The sequence below is a fragment of the Pseudomonas germanica genome, assembly GCF_019614655.1.
Classification (GTDB): Bacteria; Pseudomonadota; Gammaproteobacteria; order Pseudomonadales; family Pseudomonadaceae; genus Aquipseudomonas; species Aquipseudomonas neuropathica.
Map to the genome: position 1 here is coordinate 6533931 of NZ_CP071586.1, position 24909 is coordinate 6558839.

Sequence of the window (24909 nt, forward strand, 5' to 3'; positions counted from 1 at the left end):
AACCATCGTGTCCACCTCTTCAGAACGCTTCAACCCCGCCTTCGGCCTCGGCAATCCGCACCTGCAAACCTTGTGGGGGCCGCTGTGGCGCAAAACCGTACATATCGAGCGTGAACGCGAACGCCTGTGGCTTGAGGATGGCGACTTTCTCGATCTCGACTGGCACGGCCCGCACACCGCCGATGCACCACTGGTGCTGGTATTGCACGGTCTGACCGGGTCCTCCAATTCGCCTTATGTAGCGGGCATCCAGAAGTCACTGGCTGATCAAGGCTGGGCCAGTGTTGCGTTGAACTGGCGCGGCTGCTCTGGCGAACCGAATTTGCTGCCGCGCAGCTATCACTCCGGCGCCAGCGAAGACCTCGCCGAAACCATCAGACATCTGCGCGCCAAACGACCGCTGGCACCGCTGTATGCCGTCGGCTACTCCCTGGGCGGCAACGTGCTGCTCAAACACCTCGGGGAAACCGGCAGCGCCAGCGGCGTGCTCGGCGCCGTAGCGGTATCAGTGCCGTTTCGCCTCGATCAATGCGCCGACCGCATCGGCCAGGGATTTTCCAAGGTCTATCAGGCGCACTTCATGCGCGAGATGGTCGCCTACATCAAGAACAAGCAGCGGCAGTTTCAACACGACGGGCGTGAAGAAGGACTCGCCGCGCTGGCCGCCCTCGGCTCGCTGGAAAACATGCGCACCTTTTGGGATTTCGATGGCCGGGTAACCGCGCCGTTGCACGGGTTCGAGGATGCCGAGGATTACTATCGTCGCGCCTCAAGCCGCTATTTCCTCGGCGAGATTCGCACGCCGACCCTGATCATTCAGGCGGCGGACGATCCGTTCGTGTTCCCCCACAGTTTGCCGCAGGTCAATGAGCTGTCGCCGTCGACCGCTTTCGAACTGCAGGCGCGTGGTGGGCATGTCGGCTTTGTCGACGGCTCGCTGCGTCAGCCCGGTTACTACCTGGAACGACGCATCCCGCAGTGGCTGGCGCGCGTGCCCGCATGAGCGATCAGGGCGAGTCGATCCGCTTCTGGCAAACCGCGCCGCTGGCCGGGGTCGAGTTGCTGTCGGCGCGCTACATCGAGCATCGCTTCGCCCCGCATGTGCATGACGGCTATGTGATCGGCATGATCATGGCCGGCGCCCAGCGTTATCGCTATCGCGGCGCCGAGCACCTGGCGGGCAGCGGCACGCTGGTACTGATCAATCCGGACGAGCTGCACACCGGGCACAAGGGCACCGAGGACGGCTGGCTGTACCGGGCGTTTTATCCCGATACCGCGCAAATCGTTTCGCTGCTGGATGAGCTGGAGCTGTCCACCAGCAACCTGCCGGCGTTCGGCGCCACGTTGTATCGCGATGCGGATCTGGTCAACGGCTTTGCGCAGTTGCACCGCTTGCTCGAAAGCCCGACCACCGCGTTGCAACAGCAGACGGTGTGGCGCGAGATGATGTTGCGGCTGTTGCAGCGCCATGCGGCAGTGCCGGTGCCCGGTCGAGCGGGTAAAGAACACCGCGCGGTGCTGTTGGGCAAAGAACTGCTGCACGCGCAACTGGCGGCGCCGCCATCGCTGGAAGAGCTCGCAGCGGCGGTGAATCTGTCGCCCTTCCATTTCGCCCGAGTATTCCGTCGCGCCACCGGCATGCCGCCGCACACATGGCTGATGCAGCAACGCATCGCCCAGGCTCGCGCACTTCTGCAACACGGCTGCTTGCCGGTGGAAGTCGCCACGCAACTGGGATTTGCCGATCAGAGCCATTTGAGCCGGCAGTTCAAGCAGGCTTATGGTGTCGGGCCCGCCGCTTACCGTAGCGCCCGACAGCTTCCTTCAGACAACGAATAACCAATGTGGGAGCGAGCCTGCTCGCGAAAGCGGTTGTTCATTCAACATTAATGTCGACTGATCCGACGCCTTCGCGAGCAAGCTCGCTCCCACAGGTGTTGGTTATTCTCCGGTGGCGATGCCGCGAGCCGGCTCGTTGATCCACTCACTCCACGACCCGGCGTACAACGCCGCCAACGGATAACCCGCCAGACACAACGCAAACAGGTTGTGACACGCCGTCACGCCGGATCCGCAATACGCAACCAGATCCGCTGGCGAACGCTCACCCAGCTTCGCGGCAAAACGCTGCTTGAGTTGATCCGCCGGCAGGAATCGCCCATCGCTGCCGAGGTTGTCGGTGAACACCGCGCATTGCGCACCGGGAATATGCCCGGCAACCGGATCAATCGGCTCGACCTCACCTTTGAAACGCGGCAAAGCCCGGGCATCGATCAACGTCAGCGCCGGTTGACCAAGCCGCTGTTGCAGTTGCTCGGCGCTGAGCAGCAGGCGGGTGTCCGGCTGGCCAATGAAATTGCCACGGGTATCCGTCGGCGCATCCAGGCTCAGCGGCAGCCCCGCCGCATGCCACGCCTTGAGCCCACCATCGAGAATGAACACGCCATCGCGCTTGCCCAGCCACGCCAGCAACCACCACGCCCGCGCCGCGTAGGCACCGGGACCGTCGTCGTACAAAACCACGTCGCTGTCGTTGTTGATGCCCCAAGCCTGCAGCCGCTCGATAAACGCCGGCGGCTCGGGCAACGGGTGACGGCCAGTCACGCCTTTGACCACTTTACCGCTGAGGTCACGCTCAAGATCGGCAAAGCTCGCCCCGGCAATGTGCCCCTCGGCATAGCTGCGCTGACCGTAGACCGAGTCTTCGAGGGCAAAACGACAATCGAGAATCACCAGCCCTGGCTGCCCCTTGCGGGCATCCAGTGCTTCGGGGCTGATCAGTTGCGCAATCGGCATAACAGGCTCCTGGGGGATTTCAACAGAACGGTTTATTTCACGTCTTCGAGGGCCTGGGCCAGCGGCACGTAGAACTCCTCGAACAACGCATTGACCTCGTCACGCGCCTGCTCGGTGACAAACCCGGCTTCCAGCACCAGCACCTGATACACGCCACGTTTAATGGCTTGCTCACTGAGGTGGTTGGAGTTTTCGCGGGTGGTGCACAGGAAGCGCACCCAGGACGTCAGGATGATCCAGGCATTGAGGGTCAGGGATTCGATCTGCACGCGATCCATATCAAGGATCCCGGCGGCAACAAAACCTTCGTAAATCGCCGCGCCTTGAATCACGCAGCGCTGGGAAAAGCGCCGATAGCGGGCGGCCAGTTCCGGATCGCTGTCGAGCAGATGCTCCAGATCGCGGTGCAGAAAGCGGTAGCGCCACATCGCCGAGAGCAATTCCTTGAGATAGAAACGCTTGTCCTCGACCGTCGCCGCGCGCCCCTGCGGCGGGCGCAGAAAGCTGTCCACGAGGCTTTCGTACTCACTGAACAACACGGCGATGATCGCCTGCTTGTTGGGGAAGTGGTAGTACAGGTTGCCCGGAGAAATCTCCATGTGGGCGGCAATATGATTGGTGCTGATGCTGCGCTCGCCCTGCTGATTGAACAGTTCAAGGCTGTTCAGCACGATACGCTCGCTGGTTTTTATTCGTGGGGCCATGGCTTGAGCTTTAATTCAGAGTGCGTTGGGGAGCATCTTACGACCTAACCGGAAATGGATAAAACACTGCCGTGCAAGGAAGTCATTTGACTTTATAGAGCATAGACTCTAAAAAGTTCATTACTACAATAAATCCGGAGCAGACCATGACTGCCGACGTTGCTTACCTGCAAACGCTGCAACAACCGCTGGCCGAACTGGACCGGTTGTTCGAGGCGCAGCGGGCTGCGTATGCCGCCACTCCGATGCCGCCCGCCGCCCAGCGCCAGCAATGGCTCAAGGCCCTGAGTGATTTGCTCAGCAACGAGCGTAAGGCCTTGATCGAGGCGATCAGCTCCGATTTCAGCCATCGCAGTGCCGACGAAACCTTGCTCGCCGAACTGATGCCGAGCCTGCACGGCATTCATTACGCCAGCCGCCACCTCAAGGGCTGGATGAAAGCCTCGCGGCGCAAGGTTGGTGTGGCGTTCCAGCCGGCCTCGGCGAAAGTGGTCTATCAACCATTGGGCGTGGTCGGCGTCATCGTGCCGTGGAACTACCCGTTGTATCTGGCCGTCGGCCCACTGGTCGGCGCCTTGGCGGCGGGTAACCGGGTGATGCTCAAACTCAGTGAATCAACCCCAGCCACCGGCTTGCTGATGAAAGAGTTGCTGGCGCGAATTTTCCCCGAAGACCTGGTCTGCGTGGTGCTCGGTGAAGCCGACATCGGCGTGGCGTTTTCCCGTTTGCGCTTCGATCACTTGCTGTTCACCGGCGCCACCAGCATCGGCAAACACGTGATGCGCGCCGCCGCCGAAAACCTCACCCCGGTGACACTGGAACTGGGCGGCAAATCGCCGGCCATCGTCTCCCGCGACGTACCGCTCAAGGATGCCGCCGAGCGCATCGCCTTCGGCAAAACCCTCAACGCCGGCCAGACCTGCGTTGCCCCGGATTACGTGCTGGTGCCGGAAGACCGGGTCGGTGCTTTTGTCGAAGCCTATCGCCAGGCGGTGCAGGGTTTTTACCCGACACTCACCGACAATCCGGACTACACGGCGATCATCAACGAACGCCAACTGGCGCGGCTCAACGGCTATGTAAGCGACGCCACCAGCAAGGGCGCGCTGTTGATTCCGCTGTTCGAGCAGGGCCAGGGCCGACGCATGCCGCACAGTGTGCTGCTGAATGTCAGCGATGAGATGACGGTGATGCAGGACGAAATCTTCGGCCCGCTGCTGCCGATCGTGCCGTATCAGGACCTGGAGCAGGCATTTGCTTACATCAATCAGCGGCCACGTCCTCTGGCTCTTTACTACTTTGGCTACGACAAACGCGAACAGAACCGGGTGCTGCACGAAACCCATTCCGGCGGCGTGTGCCTGAACGACACGCTGCTGCATGTGGCTCAGGACGATATGCCGTTCGGCGGCATCGGCGCTTCCGGCATGGGCCACTACCACGGTCACGAAGGCTTCCTGACCTTCAGCAAAGCCAAAGGCGTGTTGATTAAACAGCGCTTCAACGCGGCCAGGCTAATTTATCCGCCCTACGGCAAATCGATTCAGAAACTGATCCAGAAGCTGTTCATTCGCTAAACCTTCGTCACCGCCGGGTAATAAAAATAATGCACCCAAGCCTGACCGAAACACCTGCACTGTCGCGCCGTGGCCTGCTGAAATTCAGCCTCGGCGCCACGGTGTTTCTCGCCACCGCCGGACTCGGCGCCAGCCTCAGCGGCTGTTCGTCGAGCGTCGCGGCCAACGGTTTTGTCTCGTTGCGTGACGGCGACCTGCTTTTTCTGCGCGCGCTGATTCCGGTGATGCTCGACGGCGCCGTGGCAGCCGAGAAGATGCCGAGCGCGGTTGATGGCACGCTCAAGTCGCTGGACTACAGCCTCGACCACCTGTCGCCGGAAATGCTCAAGCTCACACGACAACTGTTCGATGTACTCGGCATGGCCGTGACGCGCGGACCACTCACCGGGATCTGGGGCAGTTGGGAGAACGCCAGTGCCGAGGCCATGCGGCATTTCCTTGATCGCTGGGAAAACAGTTCGCTGAACCTACTGCGCATGGGGCATAGCTCGTTGCAGCAGATGGTGATGATGGCCTGGTATACCCGCGCGGAGTCGTGGGCGCATTGCGGTTATCCAGGGCCGCCTAGCGTCTGAAACCGTGTCCTCCCTTCGCGAGCAGGCTCGCTCCCACAGGGGGCGGCCGCCACACCGCCGCATCCAAAAATAATAAAGAGAACCTGATCGATGCCCGTACCCGACCCGTTCCGCGAAGGCCTCGCCCGAGGCTGGAAAACCTACAACGGCGCACAACTGACCGACGACCTCACCCTTGAAGCCGACGTCGCTATCATCGGCAGCGGCGCCGGTGGCGGCACCACGGCAGAAATCCTCAGCGCCGCCGGCTACAAAGTGCTGCTGATCGAAGAAGGCCCGCTGAAAACCAGCTCCGACTTCAAAATGCTCGAAGACAAGGCCTACAGCAGCCTTTATCAGGAAGGCATCGGGCGCATGAGCAAGGACGGCGCGATCACCATTCTTCAGGGCCGCGCTGTCGGCGGCACAACGCTGATCAACTGGACCTCGAGCTTTCGCACCCCGGAGCCGACCCTCGAGCACTGGGCCAAGGAACACAACGTCAAAGGTCACAGCCCTGCCGAGATGGCGCCGTGGTTCGAGAAAATGGAGCAGCGCCTCGGCGTCGCCCCGTGGATGGTGCCACCCAACGCCAACAACGACGTGATCCGTAAAGGCTGCGAGCAACTGGGCTATAGCTGGCACGTGATCCCACGTAACGTGCGCGGCTGCTGGAACCTCGGCTATTGCGGCATGGGCTGTCCGACCAATGCCAAACAATCGATGATGGTCACGACCATTCCGGCGACATTGGAAATGGGCGGCGAACTGCTTTATCTGGCCCGCGCGGAGAAGCTGCTGATCAACGGCGACAAGGTCACTGGCCTGCAATGCGTGGCGATGGACGAACGTTGCGTCGCGCCGACCGGACGCAAAATCACGGTCAAGGCGCGGCATTACGTGCTGGCCGGCGGCGGCATCAACAGCCCGGCGCTGCTGCTGCGTTCGGATGCTGCGGACCCACATAAAACCCTGGGAAAACGTACCTTCCTGCACCCGGTGAACATGTCCGCAGCGCGCTTCGACGAAGTCATCAACCCGTTTTACGGGGCACCGCAGTCGATCTACTCCGACCATTTCCAGTGGAAGGACGGCACCAGCGGGCCGATGGCCTTCAAACTCGAAGTGCCGCCGTTGCACCCGGCCTTGGCTGCCACCTTGCTCGGAGGTTTTGGCGCAGAGAGCGCGCAACATATGGCAGACCTGCCGCACACCCACGCCATGCTGGCCTTGCTGCGTGACGGTTTTCACCCGGACAGCACGGGCGGCACCGTCGAGTTGCGTGGCGATGGTTCGCCGGTGCTCGACTATCAGGTTTCACCTTACGCCTGGGAAGGCCTGCGCCGGGCCTTTCACGTCATGGCCGAAATCCAGTTTGCCGGCGGTGCAAATGCGGTGATGCCGATGCACGCCGACGCCCGTTACGTGAAAACCCTGGCCGAGGCCCGCACGCTGATCGATGGTTTGAGCCTTGAGCTGTACCGCACGCGTCTGGGCAGCGCGCATGTCATGGGCGGTTGCGCGATGGGCGAAGAGCCGAAAAGCGCAGTCACCGACAGTCTCGGCCGGCATCATCAACTGGCTAATCTGTCGATTCACGACGGCTCGCTGTTCCCTACCAGCATCGGCGCCAACCCGCAGCTATCGGTGTATGGCCTGACCGCGCAACTGGCGACTTCCCTCGCCGATCGGCTGAGAAATCCGTGAAAAAACCAATTAATTGCCTCGTCTATAGTGCTTTCTTACCCAACAGGCGACTTGGCCGACCGGGACGGCTGCGATACCATCCGACTCCCCAACGGACTCCCGCCAGGACGACGCGATGAACCGAGTGTTGTACCCAGGTACCTTCGACCCTATTACCAAGGGCCATGGCGATCTGGTCGAACGCGCCTCGCGCCTGTTCGACCACGTGATTATTGCAGTCGCTGCCAGCCCGAAGAAAAACCCGCTGTTCCCGCTGGAACAACGGGTAGAACTGGCTCGCGAAGTCACCAAACACCTGCCGAACGTGGAAGTGGTCGGTTTCTCGACACTGCTGGCGCATTTCGCCAAAGAGCAGAACGCCAACGTGTTCCTGCGCGGTCTGCGTGCGGTGTCGGACTTCGAATACGAATTCCAGCTGGCCAACATGAACCGTCAGTTGGCCCCGGATGTGGAGAGCCTGTTTCTCACGCCGTCCGAGCGTTATTCGTTCATTTCCTCGACGCTCGTGCGGGAAATTGCCGCGCTGGGCGGCGATATCAGCAAGTTCGTCCACCCGGCCGTGGCTGATGCGTTGACCCTACGCTTCAAGAAGTAGGAGCTGCCGAAGGCTGTGATCTTTTGCTTTTAAAAGATTGCAGTCTCGTGCCCTTGATCGCAGCCGCGTGCACTGCGCTCGCCAATGCGGCACAATTGCGCGCATTGATTTATAGCGCCCGGGCCTGCCGCCCCGGCTGGAGTTAGCATGTCCCTGATCATCACCGACGATTGCATCAACTGCGACGTCTGCGAACCCGAGTGCCCGAACGCCGCCATCTCCCAAGGCGAAGAGATCTACGTGATCGACCCGAACCTGTGCACCCAGTGCGTCGGCCACTACGACGAACCACAATGCCAGCAGGTCTGTCCGGTGGATTGCATTCCGCTGGACGAGGCGCATCCGGAGACTGAAGAACAGTTGATGGAGAAATACCGCAAGATTACCGGCAAGGCCTGATTCGATAGTTTTATAGCGATCTTTCGGGCCTCTTCGCGAGCAGGCTCGCTCCCACATTGGATTTGCGTCGCTCACAAATCCCCTGTGGGAGCGAGCCTGCTCGCGAAAGGGCCATTAGCTGCTCCGCAAATCCCTGATCAGCTTACTCGCGCTGCTCAAAACCCTCCCCGATACACCCCAGGCACCGCACAAAAGCGGCTTTAGCCGGATCAACTACCAGCGCCTGCCCGGCATCGCCCACCCCGCCGCCCAGTGCGGTAAACGGCAACGACACGACGAACGCCCCCGCACCGATCACCGTCGCCACCACCAATAAAGGTCGGGCAATCAGCAAGTCGCCGATCATCGCGTAGGCCGGTGGATTCTGGATGGTGTAACGCGGATCGCCGCTGCCGCTTTCCGTGGCCTGAACCGCCAGACTGGAACACAGCAGCAGCGTAATAACGAGGGTTTGCAAGGATTTCATGGCACGATCCTTCGGGCTAAACAGTGAGACCACTCACTATAGACCGTAGGACTTTTTCAGCCTGTTGCCTCAGGTCTGGCAGCGCGGGCAGAACACACTGGCACGCTGGCCGAGCTTCACCTCACGCAAACCGGTACCGCAGACCTTGCAGTGTTCACCGCCACGGCCGTAGACAAACAGTTCCTGCTGGAAATACCCCGGTTGGCCGTCGCCGCCAATGAAATCGCGCAGCGTCGTACCTCCGCGCTCGATGGCAGCGGCCAGAATGCGTTTGATCTCGATCGCCAGCTTCAGATAGCGCCCCCGGGAAATGCCTCCGGCCTCGCGGCGCGGATCGATCCCGGCGGCGAACAGCGCTTCGGTCGCGTAGATATTGCCGACCCCGACCACCACTGCGTTGTCCATGATGAACGGCTTGACCGCCATCGACCGCCCGCGTGATAGCTGAAACAAGCGCTCGCCATCGAACAGATCGGTCAGTGGCTCAGGCCCCAAGCGAATCAGCAGTTCATGATTGAGCGGGTCGTTGCTCCACAACATCGCGCCGAACCGGCGCGGATCGGTGTAGCGCAGCGCCAGCCCCGACTCCAGCTCGATATCGACGTGTTCGTGCTTAAGCGCCGGCAATCCGGCTTCAACCAGACGCAAATTACCCGACATGCCCAAGTGGCTGATCAGCGTGCCGACTTCGGCGTTGATCAGCAGATACTTGGCGCGACGCTCGACCAGCACAATGCGCTGCCCCGACAGGCGCACATCGAGGTCTTCGGGGATCGGCCAGCGCAACCGCCGGTCACGCACGATCACCCGGCTGACGCGCTGGCCTTCCAGGTGCGGGGCAATCCCGCGACGGGTGGTTTCGACTTCTGGCAGTTCAGGCATGGCGTTCTCGGATCAATGCGCGCCGAGGTCGCGGATTGTTTGTTTGAGAGTTTCGAAGTCGTAATCCGACAGTCCTACATAATCGAGTACCAGCGGGCCGACGGCGTTCCATTCGGAATCTTCGGTCTGGTTGCCCAGCACGCGGTATGACGCACAAATATGCTCGGCCATCTTCAGGATCGCCAGGAGGTTTTTCAGCTGACTGTTGCGCGACGATTCATCGCTGAAGATCGCCAGGGCGTTGTGGTGATTGGCGATGGCCGCACTGACGTGTTCCGGCAGGCGCCACGACTTGGCGGTGTAGTAACCGACCACGGCGTGGTTGGTGTTGAACTCGCTGTTCTCGGTGTCGACGACACGACATTCGGCGCTGGCATTGGCGTAGGCCGTTTCCAGCACCGACATGTAGTTAGGAAAGCGCTGCAGCATCAGCGGCACGCCACAGTCGTGGAACAGACCCAAGGCATACGCCTCATCGCCGGCCTGAGTGCCGATACGCTTGGCCAGCGTCAGGCAGGTCATGGCCACATCCTGGGCAGTGTCCCAGAAACGGTTGAGGGTGACGATGGTGTCGTCGTTCATCTCGCCCTTGATCGACTGCGCGTTGATCAGGTTGATGATCGAGCGGCTACCCAGCAAGTTCACCGCGCGCTGGATCGAGGTGATCTTGTTGCTCAGGCCGTAATACGGCGAGTTGACGATCTTCAGCAACGAGCCGGACAGGCCAGGATCCTGGGCGATCAGCTTGGCGATCACCTCCAGGTCCGGGTCGGGCATGTACTGCTCCATTTGCAGATCCACCATGATCTGCGGTTGCGCCGGCACGCTGATGCCTTGCAGCGATTGTTGAATCTGTTCGGTGGTCAGCTCTTGGGACATAAGTACACACTCTGGGACAGGCGGCGATTCTAACCTCTAAAAACCGCGAGACGACACACCAGTGGGCAATTGTCAGGAACTTTCATTAACGCCCAGGCTTCGGAATCTGTAATGCCCAACGGGTCACACCGGCCCATTGCGGCGGCAAACTCCCACAGACTCAGGAGCTTATCGATGGCCACTTCCCTCAACGGCAAACGCGTCGCCATTTTGGTAACAGACGGTTTCGAACAGGTCGAACTGACCGGTCCCAAGCAGGCACTGGAGCAAGCCGGCGCGCAAGTCGACATCCTTTCCGCCGAGGCCGGCAAGGTCAGAGGCTGGAACCACGATAAACCGGCGGATGACTTCAAGGTCGACCAGACCTTCCAGGGTGCCAGCAGCGAGCAGTACGACGCGATCGTCCTGCCGGGCGGCGTACAGAACTCCGATACCATCCGCATCGATCAGGATGCCCAGCATCTGGTCAAGACCGGCGCCTCTGCCGGCAAACCGATTGCGGTGATCTGCCATGGCGGATGGCTGCTGATTTCCGCCGGGCTGGTCAACGGCAAGACCATGACCAGCTACAAGACACTCAAGGATGACCTGGTGAATGCCGGGGCCAACTGGGTCGATAAAGAAGTGGTCAAGGATGGTCACCTGATCAGCAGCCGTCAGCCGGATGATATTCCGGCGTTCAGCAAGGAGTTGATCAACGCACTGTCTGCGTAGCATTCACAACTGCCTTCGCAAGCAAGTCGAATCGTCGCTCCCACATTGATCTTGTGTCAGTCACAAATCCCCTGTGGGAGCGGGCCTGCTCGCGAAGAGGCCATCAGCGTTTCATCGCTCATCAAACCCGGCACAAGTCGCAACACGCTATACTCCCGCTCTTTTTTCCGGAGCGACGTCATGTCCCTGCCTAGCTTGCGCCTCAAAGCCAACGCCGACCGTCGCCTGCGCGCCGGTCACCTGTGGGTCTACAGCAACGAAATCGATGTAGCCGCCACCCCGCTGCACGGCTTCAATGCCGGCGACCAGGCCATCCTCGAAGCCGCTGGCGGCAAGCCGTTGGGCATCGTGGCGATGAGCCCGAACAACCTGATCTGCGCCCGCCTGCTGTCGCGCGATATTAAAGTTGCGCTGGACAAATCGCTGCTGGTGCACCGTCTGAACGTGGCCCTGTCACTGCGCGAGCGCCTGTTCGACAAACCGTTCTACCGTCTGGTCTACGGCGACTCCGACCTGTTGCCAGGCCTGGTCGTTGACCGTTTCGGTGACATTCTTGTGGTGCAGATCGCCTCGGCGACCATGGAAGCGCACAAAGATGACGTGATCGCGGCCCTGACCCAAGTGCTCAAGCCAAGCGGCATCCTGTTCAAGAACGACTCCGCAGCCCGTGATGCCGAAGGCCTCAACCGCTACGTCGAAACCGTGTTCGGCCTGGTGCCGGAGTGGGTGGCGCTGGAAGAGAACGGCGTGAAGTTCGAAGCCCCGGTCATTCAGGGTCAGAAAACCGGCTGGTTCTACGACCACCGCATGAACCGTGCACGCCTGGCCCCTTACGCCAAAGGCAAACGCGTCCTCGACCTCTATAGCTACATCGGTGGCTGGGGCGTGCAGGCTGCTGCGTTCGGCGCCAGCGAAGTGTTCTGCGTCGACGCCTCGGCTTTCGCCCTCGACGGCGTTGAGCGCAATGCCGCGCTGAACGGTTTCGCCGACAAGATGACCTGCATCGAAGGCGACGTCTTCGAAGCCTTGAAAGAGCTGAAAGCCAGCGAAGAGCGCTTCGACGTGATCGTGGCCGACCCGCCAGCGTTCATCAAACGCAAGAAAGACATGAAAAACGGCGAAGGCGCCTACCGTCGCCTGAACGAGCAAGCCATGCGCCTGCTCAACAAGGACGGCATCCTGGTCAGCGCGTCGTGCTCGATGCACCTGCCGGAAGATGACCTGCAGAACATCCTGCTGACCAGCGCCCGTCACCTGGATCGCAACATCCAGTTGCTCGAGCGGGGCGGCCAGGGTCCGGATCACCCGGTGCACCCTGCCATCGCCGAAACGCGCTACATCAAGAGCATCACCTGCCGCCTGCTGCCCAACAGCTGATTTTTTGCGGATAACGGGGAGCCAGCAGGCTCCCCGTTTTGGTTTCTGGCATCGCCCTTCCCTTCGCTATCTCCCTGGACTTCCTACAATTATATTCCCGCAGACATGCAGGACATTTCCTTACGCCTTTTAATTACTGAAACTTACCCTACAAGTTTATTTCCAGCTAAAGATTGCTCCGACAAAATTACTGGAAATTTCCTACCTAATATCCCCTTGCCAATCATCCATTACAAACTATTATGAAGTTGTCACCACGAGGTGACTTCAACTATCAATGAACAAGGAGTTCACATCATGAAAAGTATTTCTCTGGAAAGTAAAAAAATCGCAAACCTGGCTTTTCTGGTTGCCCCTAAAGCCCGCTAAGTAAGTCAGGACGCTGGGGAGTGCCGGCAACCCAGCGTCCTTTTGACTTCTTCCAGAGTGAAACGATTAATATGCACATCAATCCTTACTTGTTTATATTGCCGCGCCCGACCGGACAAGTTGTATGGAATTACAAAAACCATACACAACACGAGCTTGACCTGAACTATGCAACTCGCCTTGCGCAACTAATCAACAACCCTCAACTGTTCGACGCGCACAACATAATAGACACACAACTATTGAGCGCAGACATTCTTACCGTTTCAAAAATAGACAATCCGCCATGGGGCTGGGATGAGCTGTCGAAGATTTATCACATCGGCACACAAAATATTCCCTGCGAACATACCCCACAGAATATTCACGAGTGGTCCAGGCAATATCTGGCGCACTGCAACGAAGTACTGGCCACCCCACAGCCTGCTACAGACCGCCCGACGCCAGCACCCGAACAGCGTATCGCCCTGCCTGCGCCGTGCGCTTTGAACAACGACAGTTTGGGAAATGTTCTGCTCCAGCGCAAAACCTGCCGTTCCTATACAGGTGCAGCGATAACGCTGAAGGACGTCGGCACCCTGCTTTACCTTTCCCTCGGTTATCTCCATGAACGAGACAATGATCGCGACGACAGCATCGCCCAAGGACTAAGCGCACGGCGAAGCAGTCCTTCCGCGGGGGGCCTGAACGCTTGCGAAGGCTTCCTCCTGGTGCAGAACGTCGATGGCCTGGAACCGGGCATCTATGCCTATCATCCGGCCGACCACACCCTGAGCCGGATCAATCCGCTGCCTCAACCAGCGCTGGGCCAATTGCTCGGCGGTCAGCACTTCATCAACAACCTGCCGCTGGGATTGTTCATCACCGCCCGTTTTGACCGGCTCTGGTGGAAGTACGAACACTCGCGGGCCTATCGCATGGCCTTCGTTGAAGCGGGCCACTTGTCGCAAACCTTTCAACTGGTCGCCACGGCACTGGGTCTCAACACCTGGCTGACCGGCGCATTTGCCGACCAGCAGGTCGAAGCACTGCTCAATCTCGAGGGCAGCGCTGAACAACCGCTGTTCTTTGTTGGCTGTGGACAAAGCGACGGGCAAGTGATGTGCCACGAAATGCGCGAGCTGTTGCGCGAGGGACAGGCATGACCCTGTCGATGGCCGACCCTGATCAAGCGCCGGTGTCCTGGGCGCTCAAATTCACCTTGGGAGACTGGGAAAGCCGGGCCTCGGTGCGCAGCAGTACCCATGACTATCAATTGCCCGACGATGTGCCGCTGCAACTGCAAACCCGCCACTGGTTCCCGCCGGCATTTCTGCCTTATCTGGCACATCCGGCCATCCAAGCGGCGGGGTGCGACGTACAGCATCGACTGGCAGCCAACCATCTGGTGCATTTTCTCGATTACACCACCTTGCTTGAACACCGCATCGTCAATCGTGCAGTGGAAGTCATCGTGCACCGGGAACTGCCCCTTTACGTGCCTCTGCCGATGAAGCACGCCGCGCTGCAGCTCTACACCGACGAGGGTTATCACGCGCTGTTCTCCAATCGTCTCGCCGAACAGATCGCCGCGTTCTACGGGTTCACCGGACGTCCGACGATTCCGAAGCGTATCAGCCGCCTCAACGCACTGATCGCCCGCACCCCGGAAAACAATCGGCCACTGGCATGGTTTCTGCTCGGCTTCGTCTCGGAAACCATCATTGCCCGCGAGCTGCTGGACGTCTGCCGCGACAGCCTGGTGTCCAGCGTCAACGACATGCTGCGCGACCACCTGACTGACGAAGCCCGCCACAGCCGCTACTTCAGCGAGGTGTTCCATTATTTCTGGCTGTCGATGAACAGCCGCCAGCGTGCGTTTGTGAGCCGGACACTGCTGGAGATCATCGGGATTTTTTTCGAGGCCGACGAACGTTGGCTGCAACAGAGCCTGCGAGGGGCAGGCATCGCCGACAGTGACGTGAAACAAATCGTCGGCGGCATGGCAACGGTGCAAGCCAACCGGGCCCGTGCACGATCAGGCGCCATCGCAACGCTGGACGCACTACGCAAGGCCGGTTTTTTCGCACTTCCCCATAACCAGAAACTTTTCGCCAAGGCAGGACTGATCGATGGATAAAGGACAATCCGTGGCAACCACAAGGCAGCGCCGCGCCGCTGTCAGCCTGTTGCTGGCCATGGTGCTGCTGGGTGTGTTTCCACTGGACGTGCTGCTGCCCTCTTTCCCGGCAATGGCGACGCACTTTCTCCGTTCACCGGCAGACATCGCACTGTCCATCAGCCTGTTCGCCGTGGGGATCGCGTTTGCCCAGCTCTTGATCGGCCCCCTCTCGGACGTGATCGGGCGCAAGGGCCTGTTACTCGCCGGCATGAGCGTATCGATGCTGGGTGCGTTCGGTTGCGTGATGACCTCCGATTACACGCTATTCCTGGTATTTCGGGTGATGCAGGCCTTGGGCTGTGGATGTTTCGTGCTGTCGCAGGCACTGGTGCAGGATCTGTTCGAAGGTGAAGAGCGCGACCGGTTACGGATCCTGATGGTCACGGCGACCGGGATATTCATTTCGGTATCGCCGCTGGCCGGGACTTTTCTCCAGGCGACACTTGGTTGGCGCGGCAGCTTCTGGGTCTTTTGCGCACTGTCCGCCATGGTGCTGATCAAGGCCTGGCTGTTTTTACCGAGCAGCCGTCCGGCCTCAGGTGGTTCGCCGACCGGCTTCTTTCAATCATACCGACGCGTGTTGGGCGACTTCGAGTTTGTCGGCTACTGGCTGATTTCGGCGTTTGCCTTCGCCTGCCACTTCTCGTTCATCGTGATTTCGCCGCTGATTTTCATGGACCAACTGCAACTCGCGCCTTACGACTTTTCGCTGATCCTGCTGGTTTACGGTGCGGCGTATGTTGTCGGCGGGATCATCGCCGCGGTACTCAATCGACGCATCACGCCGGTTCAGCAAATCTTCACCGGGCTGAGCCTGATACTGCTGTCGGGACTGGCAATGCTGTACCTGGCAGCCAATCATGTGTTGGCGCCGGCCACGGTGTTGATCCCGATGCTGATCTGCACCGCTGGCACCACCATTGCCCGCCCCGCCGCTACCTCTCGGGCCATGGGCCTGTTTCCTGAAAACGCCGGCACATCGGCCTCGGCGGGCAGTACGATCATCTTTATTTGTGGCGGCCTGATCAGCGCATTGATCAGCCTCAGTCCGGCCAATCTGCAATTGACGCTGGGCTACAGCTTTGTCCTGCTGAGCGCGATCGCGCTGGTGCTCAACAACCGGCTCAGCCGTCGCGCGAAAAACCTTGAAGGCAACGTCATGGCGCAGACCGGCGGTGATTAAACCCGCCAGTCGTCATCCCATACACGCCGTCTGCACTGGAACAACGCTTTGCGCCATTCCCTCCAGACGCCAGCGGTGTAGAATCGGCTGATTCATCGCCATTCATCCCCCGGCGGGTTTATGAGCTCAGGCTGAGACCAGCGGCGATCCCGCAACGTCATCGGCAACTTCACGGACACACGGCCATTTCTGAGTGTTCCAGACGTCAATAGAAGCTCACTCCCCTTTGATACCTGATTAGCCGCCCGGAGTGCTCCATGCCAGATTACCGCTCGAAAACATCCACCCACGGCCGCAACATGGCCGGTGCCCGCGCACTGTGGCGCGCCACGGGGATGAAAGATGACGACTTCAAAAAGCCGATCATCGCCATTGCCAACTCATTTACCCAGTTCGTACCGGGCCACGTGCACCTGAAGGACCTCGGTCAACTGGTCGCCCGTGAAATCGAACGCGCCGGTGGCGTGGCCAAGGAATTCAACACCATCGCCGTGGATGACGGCATCGCCATGGGCCACGACGGCATGCTGTATTCGCTGCCGAGTCGCGAAATCATCGCCGACTCCGTCGAGTACATGGTCAACGCCCACTGCGCCGACGCCATCGTCTGCATCTCCAACTGCGACAAGATCACCCCGGGCATGCTGATGGCTGCCTTGCGCCTGAACATTCCGGTGATCTTCGTTTCCGGCGGCCCGATGGAAGCCGGCAAGACCAAACTCGCTTCCCACGGCCTCGACCTTGTCGATGCCATGGTGATCGCCGCCGACGCCAGCGCTTCTGACGAGAAAGTCGCTGAGTACGAGCGCAGCGCCTGTCCGACCTGCGGTTCGTGCTCCGGCATGTTCACCGCCAACTCGATGAACTGCCTGACCGAAGCACTGGGTCTGGCATTGCCCGGCAACGGTTCGACCCTCGCCACCCACAGCGACCGCGAACAACTGTTCCTGCAGGCCGGCCGCACCATCGTCGAGCTGTGCAAACGCTACTACGGCGAGAACGATGAGTCGGTATTGCCGCGCAACATCGCCAACTTCAAGGCGTTCGAGAACGCGATGATGCTCGACATCGCCATGGGCGGTTCGACCAATACCATCCTGCACTTGCTCGCTGCCGCTCAGGAAGCCGAGATCGATTTCGACCTGCGCGACATCGACCGTCTCTCGCGCAGCGTTCCGCAACTGTGCAAAGTGGCGCCGAACATCCAGAAGTACCACATGGAAGACGTGCACCGCGCTGGCGGTATCTTCAGCATCCTCGGTTCGCTGGCCCGTGGTGGTCTGCTGCACACCGACCTGCCGACTGTGCACAGCCGCAGCATGGAAGAAGCCATCGCCAAGTGGGACATCACCCAGACCGACGATGAAGCCGTGCACCACTTCTTCAAGGCCGGCCCTGCCGGTATTCCGACACAGACGGCGTTCAGCCAGTCGACCCGTTGGGAAACCCTCGATGACGACCGTGAGAACGGCTGCATCCGCAGCTTCGAGCACGCCTATTCGCAAGAAGGTGGCTTGGCCGTGCTATACGGCAACATCGCGCTCGATGGCTGCGTGGTGAAAACCGCCGGTGTTGACGAGTCGATCCACGTCTTCGAAGGCAACGCGAAGATCTTTGAAAGCCAGGACAGCGCCGTACGCGGCATCCTCGCTGACGAAGTGAAGGCTGGCGACATCGTCATCATTCGCTACGAAGGCCCGAAAGGCGGCCCGGGCATGCAGGAAATGCTCTACCCGACGTCTTACCTGAAATCCAAAGGCCTGGGCAAAGCCTGCGCACTGCTCACCGACGGTCGTTTCTCCGGCGGCACGTCGGGTCTGTCCATCGGCCACGCTTCGCCAGAAGCAGCAGCCGGCGGCGCGATCGGCCTGGTACAGGACGGCGACAAGGTGCTGATCGACATTCCGAACCGCTCGATCAACCTGTTGGTCAGCGACGAAGAACTGGCTGCACGCCGCGCCGAGCAGGACAAGAAAGGCTGGAAACCGGTCGAGATCCGTCCACGCAAAGTGACCACCGCCCTCAAGGCCTACGCCCTGCTGGCGACCAGCGCCGACAAAGGTGCTGTGCGTAACAAAGCGATGCTCGACGGGCTGTAAGCGTCAAATCGCAGCAATAAAAATGCCCCGCCAAGTGCGGGGCATTTTTTGATCGTTCCCACGCTCTGCGTGGGAATGTCTCAAGGGACGCGGAGCGTCCAGTGACGCGGAGCGTCACGGGCTGCATTCCCACGCAGAGCATGGGAACGATCAACTGACACTACGCTTTCGCGAGCAGGCTCGCTCCCACATTGGATCGGTGTGGCTTACTGAATCTCTTCTGGCTTAACGATCACCCAGTTCTTGTCCGCCGTCACCGGCAACCCTTCTTTCGCCTGCGCCGCCGCATGCTTGGCCATCATGCCGTTGATTTGCGTCATGTACTTGTCCTTGCGGTTGACCCACAAGTGAATCCCGCCCTTGGCCACATCGACATCGTGAAACAGCATGTAACCGTCGCTGGTCGGCGTATCGCCACCGACCAATACCGGTTTTTTCCACTCGTCGATGTAAGTGAGGATCGCCGCGTGCTTGCCGGCCATCCACGTTGCCGGGGTCCACAGATACGGGGTCAGTTCGAGGCCAAGGTTGGCCTTCTCGTCATATTTGCCGGCGGTGATCTGCTTGCGTGCAGTGGTCAGTTCGTTGGTCTCGCGGTTCTTCAGCAGGGTGGTCACGCCGATGACGTTTTGCGGTTTGACGTTGTAGCCATACTTCGGATCCGCCGCGACCATGCGCACCAGCTCTTCAGAGGCGGCGGTCATCACGTAGACCTCAATGCCGTTCTCCATCAGCTTGTTGTACAGCTCTTGCTGGCCGGTGAAGATCTTCGGCGGATTGACGTCGAGTTTCTTGACCACATCGCCTTCGTAATAAGTCGCTGGCACCGGCTTGCCCGAAGCCATCAGCTCATCGACGTAGCCTTTGAGTTCCTTGAGGGTGAAACCGGAGAACACCTGCGCCACCCACGGGTAGCAGACCATGTCGTCGACTTCGCAGAGGCGGTAGTAGTAACTGAACAGGCTTTCCTTGTGGTCGGCGGTGTCCTTGAACGGCATCAGTTTCAGGGAAGGGTCGAGTTTGTCGCGGGTGATCAGGCCCTTGTTTTCCATGAACGGCAGCAACGACTCTTCGAGATCGTAGCGGTAACTGGTGTTGTCCATGTCGAACACCGCGTAGTTACCTTTGTTGGCATTGGCGGCGATCATCGCATCCAGCGCTTTGGCCTGATCGGCCGGCCAGTGTTTCAGGTCGGTGGCGAACGCCTGAGTGGCCAGACCCATGCCCACAGCCAGTGCGACAGCCAGAAATTTCGGTGCGAACTTCATAAGCCTCTTCTCCCTGATTCAAAGAAATCGACGCTAACAAATATGTGTGACAGTACTCGTCTGTCAGCGACCGCCCGCGTCCCTGTTTGCGCCAGATGCATTGCCGAGAGCGACACGGGCTTATTCCAAAAACGACGGACGCCCTAAGATTTCGGTATTAAATCATTGCAAATCAAGCTGTTAGGCTTGCCGGTTCGCAGCAGCCCCGGAAGGCTGTTGGCACAGTCTTTCCTGGAGATCTCATGAATCTACCGTTGATTCTCAACCTGCTGGTGTTCCTCGCCCTGCTCTTCGGTCTGGCGCAAACCCGCCACACCACGTGGAGTCTGGCGAAAAAAGTCCTGCTCGCACTGGTGCTCGGCGTGGCGTTCGGCGTAGCTCTGCACACCGTTTACGGTGCCGGTAACCCGGTGCTGAAAGCCTCGATCGGCTGGTTCGATCTGGTCGGCAACGGCTACGTGCAGTTGCTGCAAATGATCGTCATCCCGCTGGTGTTCGCCTCGATCCTCAGCGCCGTGGCGCGTCTGCACAACGCCTCGTCGCTGGGCAAGATCAGCTTCCTGACCATCGGCACCCTGCTGTTCACCACCGCGATTGCGGCGCTGATCGGCATCGGCCTGACCAACCTGTTCGGCCTGACTGCCGAAGGTCTGGTCGCTGGCACCCAGGAAATGGCCCGTCTGCAAACCATTCAGACCGACTACGCCGGCAAGGTCGCCGACCTGAATGTGCCGCAACTGCTGCTGTCGTTCATCCCGCAAAACCCGTTTGCCGACCTGGCGCGGGCCAAGCCGACCTCGATCATCAGCGTGGTGATTTTCGCCGCGTTCCTCGGGGTCGCAGCGCTGCAACTGCTCAAGGATGACGTCGAGAAAGGTCAGAAAGTGATCAATGCCATCGACACCCTGCAAGCCTGGGTGATGCGTCTGGTGCGTCTGGTGATGAAACTGACCCCGTACGGCGTGCTGGCGCTGATGACCAAAGTGGTCGCCGGTTCCAACCTGCAAGACATCATCAAACTCGGCAGTTTCGTCGTAGTCTCGTACCTCGGTCTGGGCCTGATGTTTGTCGTGCACGGTTTGCTGGTATCGGCGGCCGGGATCAACCCGCTGCGTTTCTTCCGCAAGATCTGGCCGGTGCTGACGTTCGCGTTCACCAGCCGCTCCAGCGCGGCGAGCATTCCGCTGAGCATTGAAGCGCAGACCCGGCGTCTGGGGATTCCGCAATCGGTGGCGAGTTTTGCCGCATCGTTCGGTGCGACCATCGGCCAGAACGGTTGCGCGGGCTTGTACCCGGCGATGTTGGCGGTGATGGTTGCGCCGACCGTTGGCATCAACCCGCTGGATCCGCTGTGGATCGCGACGCTGGTGGCGATTGTAACGTTGAGTTCGGCGGGTGTGGCCGGTGTGGGTGGCGGCGCGACGTTCGCGGCGCTGATCGTGCTGCCGGCGATGGGCTTGCCGGTTTCGCTGGTGGCGTTGCTGATTTCGGTTGAGCCACTGATTGATATGGGGCGCACGGCGCTGAACGTGAGTGGTTCGATTACCGCTGGGGCGATTACCAGTCAGGTGATGCAGCAGACCGATAAAGAACTGCTGGATGCTGATGAGCATGCGGAGCTAGCTCAGGCCTGATTAGCGCCTGAAGGACCGCTATCGCTGGCAAGCCAGCTCCCACAACGTTTTGTGGTGAACACAGATTTTGTGAACACCTCAAGACCTGTGGGAGCTGGCTTGCCAGCGATGCTTTTAAGCCTTTTCCCAGACTTCGAAGTTGTATGCGGGTTTATCTTCAACCGCCGGGTTTTCAACGTTCGACACCAGTTTCCACTGGTTCAAATCAAACTCCGGAAACCACGCATCACCCTCCGGGCTCAACGCCACGCGAGTCAGATACAGACGATCCGCCTGCGCCAGCCCTTGCGCATACAACTGCGCACCACCGATCAGCATCAGCTCATCGACGCCCTGCTCCTTCGCCCATTCTTCAGCGCGAACCACGGCCGCTTCCAGCGACGGATAAACTTCCGCACCTTCGAGCACCAGATTGGCCTGACGGCTGACCACGATGTTCAAGCGCCCCGGCAGTGGCCTGCCGAGCGAATCCCAGGTCTTGCGACCCATGATGATCGGCTTGCCCAAGGTGGTGGCCTTGAAGTATTTGAAGTCCCCCGGCAGGTGCCAGGGCATGCTGTTGTCGACGCCGATCACGCGGTTTTCACCAAGGGCTGCGATCAGGCTGAGGGGGAGTGATTTAGTCATGCCGGCGAGGATACCAGAGCCGCGCTTACCCCGATAAGCGCCACAGCGGTTATGCTCAGCGCTCATTTAAGCGACGGGACGCCGCGTGACTGAACTGACTCCACTGCAAAACCTCTGGCTGACCGAGACCGTGCGCCTGCGCGAAGAACACGCAGGCCCCTTGGAAGATCTGGAAGCCAACCGACTGGCGCGCTCGGCCGGCGGCGATCTGCCGAGCCGCATTCAACGCCGGGCTTTATGGCTGGCCGAGCGTGACGGGCTGACGGCAGCCCTCAAACACTGGCTGCAAGGCGCGCGTCTGGCGCTGGTGCTAATGGCGCTACTGGCCTGCGTCACTGGCGCAGGCATGGCATTTTCTGCGCTCGGCGACGGCACACGAGCGGTCAATATTTTCTGGGCGCTGGGCACCTTGCTCGGGGTCAATCTGATCCTCCTGCTGAGCTGGGCGCTGGGTCTGCTTTTCGCTGGCGAACACGGAGCAGCGCTCGGCCGCCTGTGGCTGTGGCTCAGCGAAAAATTTGCCCGGGACGCCAAGGCCGCGCAGTTACCCCCCGCATTACTGGTCTTGCTGCAACGCCACAAACTCAATCGCTGGGCGATTGGCACGCTGGTCAATGGCCTGTGGCTGCTGATCATGTTCAGCGCGCTAAGCATGCTGATATTGATGATGGCCACTCGGCAATATGACTTCATCTGGGAAAGCACGCTGCTGGGCGCAGACTTCTTCGCGGCACTGACTGATGCGTTGACGGTCATTCCCCATGCGCTGGGCTGGAGTGCGCCGAGCGTGGACATGATTCGCGTGACGCTGGACACCGATTACAACCGCGTCCTGGTTCGCCAGATGTGGGCGATATGGCTGGTCGGCGCGGTGCTGATCTATGGCGTGCTACCCCGTCTGCTGCTGATGCTGTTCTGCCGTTGGCGCTGGAAGCGTGGTCGGGATCGCTTGCGTCTGGACTTGAACCTGCCCGGCTACGCGCAACTGCGCGAACGTCTGATGCCAACCAGCGAACGCCTCGGCGTCAACGACCCGGAGCCGGCACAATTGCACCGCGTCGAAAGCGCCGTCGGCGAATTCGCCAGTGAAGGCGCATTGCTGGTGGCCATCGAACTTGACGAACAACGCCCATGGCCGCCCGCGCTGCCAAAGAATGTCAGCAACGCCGGCATCCTCGACAGCCGCGAATCACGCCACAAACTCCTCGAACAACTCAGCCGTTTTCCACCGGCACGTCTGGCGATTGCCTGCGACCCACGGCGCTCGCCGGATCGCGGCAGCCTCGCCTTGATCGCTGAACTAGCGCGCAGCGCGGGCGAGACTCGCGTGTGGCTGCTGCAAGCGCCACCGGGCGAAGCACTGGATGCCGAGCGCCTCGGCGACTGGCACACCGCGCTGCAACAGCTGGAACTGCCGTTTGCCGATTGCGCGCCGTTGAACTGGCTGGAGAATGGCCATGACTGATGCCTGGAAAGCGCCGCTGAAACTCGCGGTGGTCGGCCACACCAACGTCGGCAAAACCTCGCTGCTACGCACGCTGACACGCGATGTCGGCTTCGGCGAAGTCTCCCATCGCCCGAGCACCACGCGGCATGTCGAAGGTGCGCGGTTGTCGGTGGACGGCGAGCCGTTACTCGACCTCTACGACACGCCTGGCCTGGAAGATGCGATCGCTCTGCTGGATTTTCTCGAACGACTGGAGCGGCCCGGCGAACGCCTCGATGGCCCGGCGCGGCTGGCGCGGTTTCTCGACGGCAGCGAAGCGCGCCAGCGTTTCGAGCAGGAGGCGAAAGTGCTACGGCAACTGCTCGCTTCCGACGCCGGTTTGTATGTGATCGACGCCCGCGAACCGGTGTTGGCCAAGTATCGCGATGAGCTGGAAGTACTCGCCAGTTGCGGCAAACCGCTGCTGCCGGTACTGAATTTTGTCAGCAGCGCCAACCATCGCGAGCCGGATTGGCGTGAGGCTTTGGCGCGGCTCGGACTGCATGCGCTTGTGCGTTTCGACAGTGTGGCGCCGCCGGAGGATGGCGAGCGACGGCTGTACGAAAGTCTCGCGTTGTTGCTGGAGAATGCTCGGCCACAATTGGAGCGGTTGATTGCCGATCAGCAGGCTCAGCGCCTCGCCCGTCAGCAAAGTGCGGCGCGATTGATTGCTGAATTGTTGATCGACTGCGCCGCGTGTCGGCGCAGTGTGGTCAGTGAAGCCGAGCAGGAACAGCAGGCGATCAGTGAACTGCGCAAAGCTGTGCGCCAGCGTGAGCAGAAGTGTGTTGAGGCGCTGCTCAAGCTGTATGCGTTCCGCCCGCAAGATGCGGCGGCGAGTGATTTGCCGCTGATGGATGGACGTTGGGGCGATGATTTGTTCAACCCTGAGACCTTAAAGCAACTCGGCGTGCGCGTGGGTGGCGGCATTGCTGCCGGTGCGGCGGCGGGGGCTGGCGTGGATTTGCTGGTTGGCGGGATTACCCTCGGCGCTGCGGCGTTGGCTGGGGCGATTGCCGGTGGTGCGCTGCAGACGGCGCGTAGTTATGGCAGTCGCTTGCTGGGCAAGATCAAAGGGCAGCGTGAGCTGACGGTGGATGACGGGGTGTTGCGGCTGCTGGCGTTGCGTCAGCGGCAGTTGGTGTTGGCGCTGGATCAGCGTGGGCATGCGGCGATGGACAGCATTCAGGTGGCAACACCGCAGGACAAGACCTGGCGCGAGGGCAAGTTGCCGGAGGCATTGAGCAAGGCGCGGGCGCATCCGCAGTGGTCGTCGCTCAATCCGCAGGCGAAATTGAATCAAGCGGAAAGGCAGGAGCAGATTGAGGCGTTGGTGGGGAAGGTGCTTGAGCTGTAGACGCCGACCCTCACCCCAGCCCTCTCCCAGAGGGAGAGGGAGCTGACCGTGTTGTTCTTCCGTCATACGTCG

The 24909-nt window shown here is 60.3% G+C and carries 23 protein-coding genes; 16 read left to right on the plus strand and 7 right to left on the minus strand.

The annotated features are described in order from the left end of the window. The first annotated feature begins 7 nt into the window (after positions 1–7). Together J0G10_RS29060 and J0G10_RS29065 are read left to right on the plus strand one after the other, a co-directional pair. Complete coding sequence (locus J0G10_RS29060) at positions 8–1003, plus strand: hydrolase (RefSeq protein WP_220557125.1); 996 nt, start codon at positions 8–10, stop codon at positions 1001–1003. After that, entirely contained in the window at positions 1000–1842 is an 843-nt protein-coding gene (locus tag J0G10_RS29065) for an AraC family transcriptional regulator (protein ID WP_220557126.1), read from the plus strand. The genes J0G10_RS29060 and J0G10_RS29065 overlap by 4 nt, the downstream gene beginning before the upstream one ends. 102 nt (positions 1843–1944) lie before the next feature. Here the strand turns inward: J0G10_RS29065 and J0G10_RS29070 are convergent, their stop codons facing one another. Together J0G10_RS29070 and J0G10_RS29075 are read right to left on the minus strand one after the other, a co-directional pair. Beyond that, positions 1945–2799, minus strand: a complete 855-nt coding sequence (locus J0G10_RS29070) for a sulfurtransferase (protein ID WP_220557127.1) — start codon at positions 2797–2799, stop codon at positions 1945–1947. 32 nt (positions 2800–2831) lie between these two features. Beyond that, positions 2832–3503: a TetR/AcrR family transcriptional regulator gene (locus J0G10_RS29075; protein ID WP_007913599.1), complete on the minus strand. Its 672-nt coding sequence runs from the start codon at positions 3501–3503 to the stop codon at positions 2832–2834. A 146-nt stretch (positions 3504–3649) separates the two neighbouring features. Between J0G10_RS29075 and J0G10_RS29080 the strand changes: the two genes are divergently transcribed. The 5 genes from J0G10_RS29080 to J0G10_RS29100 all read left to right on the plus strand — a co-directional run bounded on the left by J0G10_RS29080 (position 3650) and on the right by J0G10_RS29100 (position 8335). Then, the gene (locus tag J0G10_RS29080; protein WP_095125837.1) at positions 3650–5080 is read left to right on the plus strand and encodes a coniferyl aldehyde dehydrogenase; all 1431 of its coding nucleotides are present in this window, start codon (positions 3650–3652) and stop codon (positions 5078–5080) included. Positions 5081–5109: 29 nt separating this feature from the next. After that, positions 5110–5655 carry a twin-arginine translocation pathway signal protein gene (locus tag J0G10_RS29085; RefSeq protein WP_220557128.1) on the plus strand — a complete coding sequence of 182 codons (546 nt, stop codon included), beginning with the start codon at positions 5110–5112 and terminating at the stop codon, positions 5653–5655. A 90-nt stretch (positions 5656–5745) separates the two neighbouring features. Then, positions 5746–7341, plus strand: a complete 1596-nt coding sequence (locus J0G10_RS29090) for a GMC family oxidoreductase (RefSeq protein ID WP_095049444.1) — start codon at positions 5746–5748, stop codon at positions 7339–7341. Between the two features lie 115 nt (positions 7342–7456). Next, on the plus strand, positions 7457–7936 hold the full coding sequence (coaD, locus tag J0G10_RS29095) for a pantetheine-phosphate adenylyltransferase (RefSeq protein WP_003229157.1): 480 nt from the start codon (positions 7457–7459) through the stop codon (positions 7934–7936). A 147-nt stretch (positions 7937–8083) separates the two neighbouring features. Continuing rightward, a complete protein-coding gene (locus tag J0G10_RS29100; protein WP_003195146.1) occupies positions 8084–8335 on the plus strand; it encodes a YfhL family 4Fe-4S dicluster ferredoxin in 252 nt (83 codons plus the stop codon). A gap of 142 nt (positions 8336–8477) precedes the next feature. Here the strand turns inward: J0G10_RS29100 and J0G10_RS29105 are convergent, their stop codons facing one another. The 3 genes from J0G10_RS29105 to J0G10_RS29115 all read right to left on the minus strand — a co-directional run bounded on the left by J0G10_RS29105 (position 8478) and on the right by J0G10_RS29115 (position 10508). Then, on the minus strand, positions 8478–8801 hold the full coding sequence (locus J0G10_RS29105) for a multidrug transporter (protein WP_220557129.1): 324 nt from the start codon (positions 8799–8801) through the stop codon (positions 8478–8480). Between the two features lie 69 nt (positions 8802–8870). Next, positions 8871–9683 (minus strand): bifunctional DNA-formamidopyrimidine glycosylase/DNA-(apurinic or apyrimidinic site) lyase, encoded by an 813-nt coding sequence (gene mutM / locus J0G10_RS29110; RefSeq protein ID WP_095125836.1) that lies wholly within the window; start codon positions 9681–9683, stop codon positions 8871–8873. Positions 9684–9695: 12 nt separating this feature from the next. Continuing rightward, entirely contained in the window at positions 9696–10508 is an 813-nt protein-coding gene (locus J0G10_RS29115) for an HDOD domain-containing protein (protein WP_220558898.1), read from the minus strand. A gap of 228 nt (positions 10509–10736) precedes the next feature. Here J0G10_RS29115 and J0G10_RS29120 point away from each other — a divergent pair, with 228 nt between their 5' ends. The 6 genes from J0G10_RS29120 (at position 10737) to ilvD (ending at position 18465) form a co-directional block, all read left to right on the plus strand. Beyond that, the gene (locus tag J0G10_RS29120; RefSeq protein WP_095049442.1) at positions 10737–11276 is read left to right on the plus strand and encodes a type 1 glutamine amidotransferase domain-containing protein; all 540 of its coding nucleotides are present in this window, start codon (positions 10737–10739) and stop codon (positions 11274–11276) included. A 180-nt stretch (positions 11277–11456) separates the two neighbouring features. Beyond that, a complete protein-coding gene (locus tag J0G10_RS29125; RefSeq protein WP_093429813.1) occupies positions 11457–12653 on the plus strand; it encodes a class I SAM-dependent rRNA methyltransferase in 1197 nt (398 codons plus the stop codon). A 440-nt stretch (positions 12654–13093) separates the two neighbouring features. Further along, positions 13094–14167, plus strand: a complete 1074-nt coding sequence (locus tag J0G10_RS29130; RefSeq protein WP_095125835.1) for a SagB family peptide dehydrogenase — start codon at positions 13094–13096, stop codon at positions 14165–14167. Then, a complete protein-coding gene (locus tag J0G10_RS29135) occupies positions 14164–15141 on the plus strand; it encodes a diiron oxygenase (RefSeq protein WP_095049440.1) in 978 nt (325 codons plus the stop codon). Before J0G10_RS29130 ends, J0G10_RS29135 begins: the two co-directional genes overlap by 4 nt. Beyond that, the gene (locus tag J0G10_RS29140) at positions 15134–16366 is read left to right on the plus strand and encodes a multidrug effflux MFS transporter (RefSeq protein WP_093429810.1); all 1233 of its coding nucleotides are present in this window, start codon (positions 15134–15136) and stop codon (positions 16364–16366) included. Before J0G10_RS29135 ends, J0G10_RS29140 begins: the two co-directional genes overlap by 8 nt. Positions 16367–16623: 257 nt before the next feature. After that, positions 16624–18465, plus strand: a complete 1842-nt coding sequence (gene ilvD / locus J0G10_RS29145; RefSeq protein ID WP_095049439.1) for a dihydroxy-acid dehydratase — start codon at positions 16624–16626, stop codon at positions 18463–18465. A gap of 206 nt (positions 18466–18671) precedes the next feature. On the opposite strand, the gene J0G10_RS29150 is transcribed toward ilvD, so the two are convergent. Beyond that, positions 18672–19733, minus strand: coding sequence for an HAD family hydrolase (locus J0G10_RS29150; protein WP_093429808.1), 1062 nt, complete (start codon positions 19731–19733; stop codon positions 18672–18674). 242 nt (positions 19734–19975) lie between these two features. Here J0G10_RS29150 and J0G10_RS29155 point away from each other — a divergent pair, with 242 nt between their 5' ends. Next, positions 19976–21367, plus strand: coding sequence for an L-cystine transporter (locus J0G10_RS29155; protein ID WP_095049438.1), 1392 nt, complete (start codon positions 19976–19978; stop codon positions 21365–21367). Between the two features lie 114 nt (positions 21368–21481). On the opposite strand, the gene J0G10_RS29160 is transcribed toward J0G10_RS29155, so the two are convergent. Next, positions 21482–21994 carry a dihydrofolate reductase gene (locus J0G10_RS29160; protein ID WP_095049502.1) on the minus strand — a complete coding sequence of 171 codons (513 nt, stop codon included), beginning with the start codon at positions 21992–21994 and terminating at the stop codon, positions 21482–21484. 85 nt (positions 21995–22079) lie between these two features. Between J0G10_RS29160 and J0G10_RS29165 the strand changes: the two genes are divergently transcribed. Together J0G10_RS29165 and J0G10_RS29170 are read left to right on the plus strand one after the other, a co-directional pair. Further along, positions 22080–23459, plus strand: coding sequence for a DUF2868 domain-containing protein (locus J0G10_RS29165; protein WP_220557130.1), 1380 nt, complete (start codon positions 22080–22082; stop codon positions 23457–23459). Next, complete coding sequence (locus tag J0G10_RS29170; protein WP_220557131.1) at positions 23452–24837, plus strand: GTPase/DUF3482 domain-containing protein; 1386 nt, start codon at positions 23452–23454, stop codon at positions 24835–24837. Before J0G10_RS29165 ends, J0G10_RS29170 begins: the two co-directional genes overlap by 8 nt. Positions 24838–24909 lie beyond the last annotated feature (72 nt).

Coding starts and splice junctions, on each gene's coding strand:
- J0G10_RS29065 (WP_220557126.1), top strand. CDS start 1,000: ATGAGCGATCAGGGCGAGTCGATCCGCTTCTGGCAAACCGCGCCGCTG.
- J0G10_RS29070 (WP_220557127.1), bottom strand. CDS start 2,799: ATGCCGATTGCGCAACTGATCAGCCCCGAAGCACTGGATGCCCGCAAG.
- J0G10_RS29075 (WP_007913599.1), bottom strand. CDS start 3,503: ATGGCCCCACGAATAAAAACCAGCGAGCGTATCGTGCTGAACAGCCTT.
- J0G10_RS29080 (WP_095125837.1), top strand. CDS start 3,650: ATGACTGCCGACGTTGCTTACCTGCAAACGCTGCAACAACCGCTGGCC.
- J0G10_RS29085 (WP_220557128.1), top strand. CDS start 5,110: ATGCACCCAAGCCTGACCGAAACACCTGCACTGTCGCGCCGTGGCCTG.
- J0G10_RS29090 (WP_095049444.1), top strand. CDS start 5,746: ATGCCCGTACCCGACCCGTTCCGCGAAGGCCTCGCCCGAGGCTGGAAA.
- coaD (WP_003229157.1), top strand. CDS start 7,457: ATGAACCGAGTGTTGTACCCAGGTACCTTCGACCCTATTACCAAGGGC.
- J0G10_RS29100 (WP_003195146.1), top strand. CDS start 8,084: ATGTCCCTGATCATCACCGACGATTGCATCAACTGCGACGTCTGCGAA.
- J0G10_RS29105 (WP_220557129.1), bottom strand. CDS start 8,801: ATGAAATCCTTGCAAACCCTCGTTATTACGCTGCTGCTGTGTTCCAGT.
- mutM (WP_095125836.1), bottom strand. CDS start 9,683: ATGCCTGAACTGCCAGAAGTCGAAACCACCCGTCGCGGGATTGCCCCG.
- J0G10_RS29120 (WP_095049442.1), top strand. CDS start 10,737: ATGGCCACTTCCCTCAACGGCAAACGCGTCGCCATTTTGGTAACAGAC.
- J0G10_RS29125 (WP_093429813.1), top strand. CDS start 11,457: ATGTCCCTGCCTAGCTTGCGCCTCAAAGCCAACGCCGACCGTCGCCTG.
- J0G10_RS29130 (WP_095125835.1), top strand. CDS start 13,094: ATGCACATCAATCCTTACTTGTTTATATTGCCGCGCCCGACCGGACAA.
- J0G10_RS29135 (WP_095049440.1), top strand. CDS start 14,164: ATGACCCTGTCGATGGCCGACCCTGATCAAGCGCCGGTGTCCTGGGCG.
- J0G10_RS29140 (WP_093429810.1), top strand. CDS start 15,134: ATGGATAAAGGACAATCCGTGGCAACCACAAGGCAGCGCCGCGCCGCT.
- ilvD (WP_095049439.1), top strand. CDS start 16,624: ATGCCAGATTACCGCTCGAAAACATCCACCCACGGCCGCAACATGGCC.
- J0G10_RS29150 (WP_093429808.1), bottom strand. CDS start 19,733: ATGAAGTTCGCACCGAAATTTCTGGCTGTCGCACTGGCTGTGGGCATG.
- J0G10_RS29155 (WP_095049438.1), top strand. CDS start 19,976: ATGAATCTACCGTTGATTCTCAACCTGCTGGTGTTCCTCGCCCTGCTC.
- J0G10_RS29160 (WP_095049502.1), bottom strand. CDS start 21,994: ATGACTAAATCACTCCCCCTCAGCCTGATCGCAGCCCTTGGTGAAAAC.
- J0G10_RS29170 (WP_220557131.1), top strand. CDS start 23,452: ATGACTGATGCCTGGAAAGCGCCGCTGAAACTCGCGGTGGTCGGCCAC.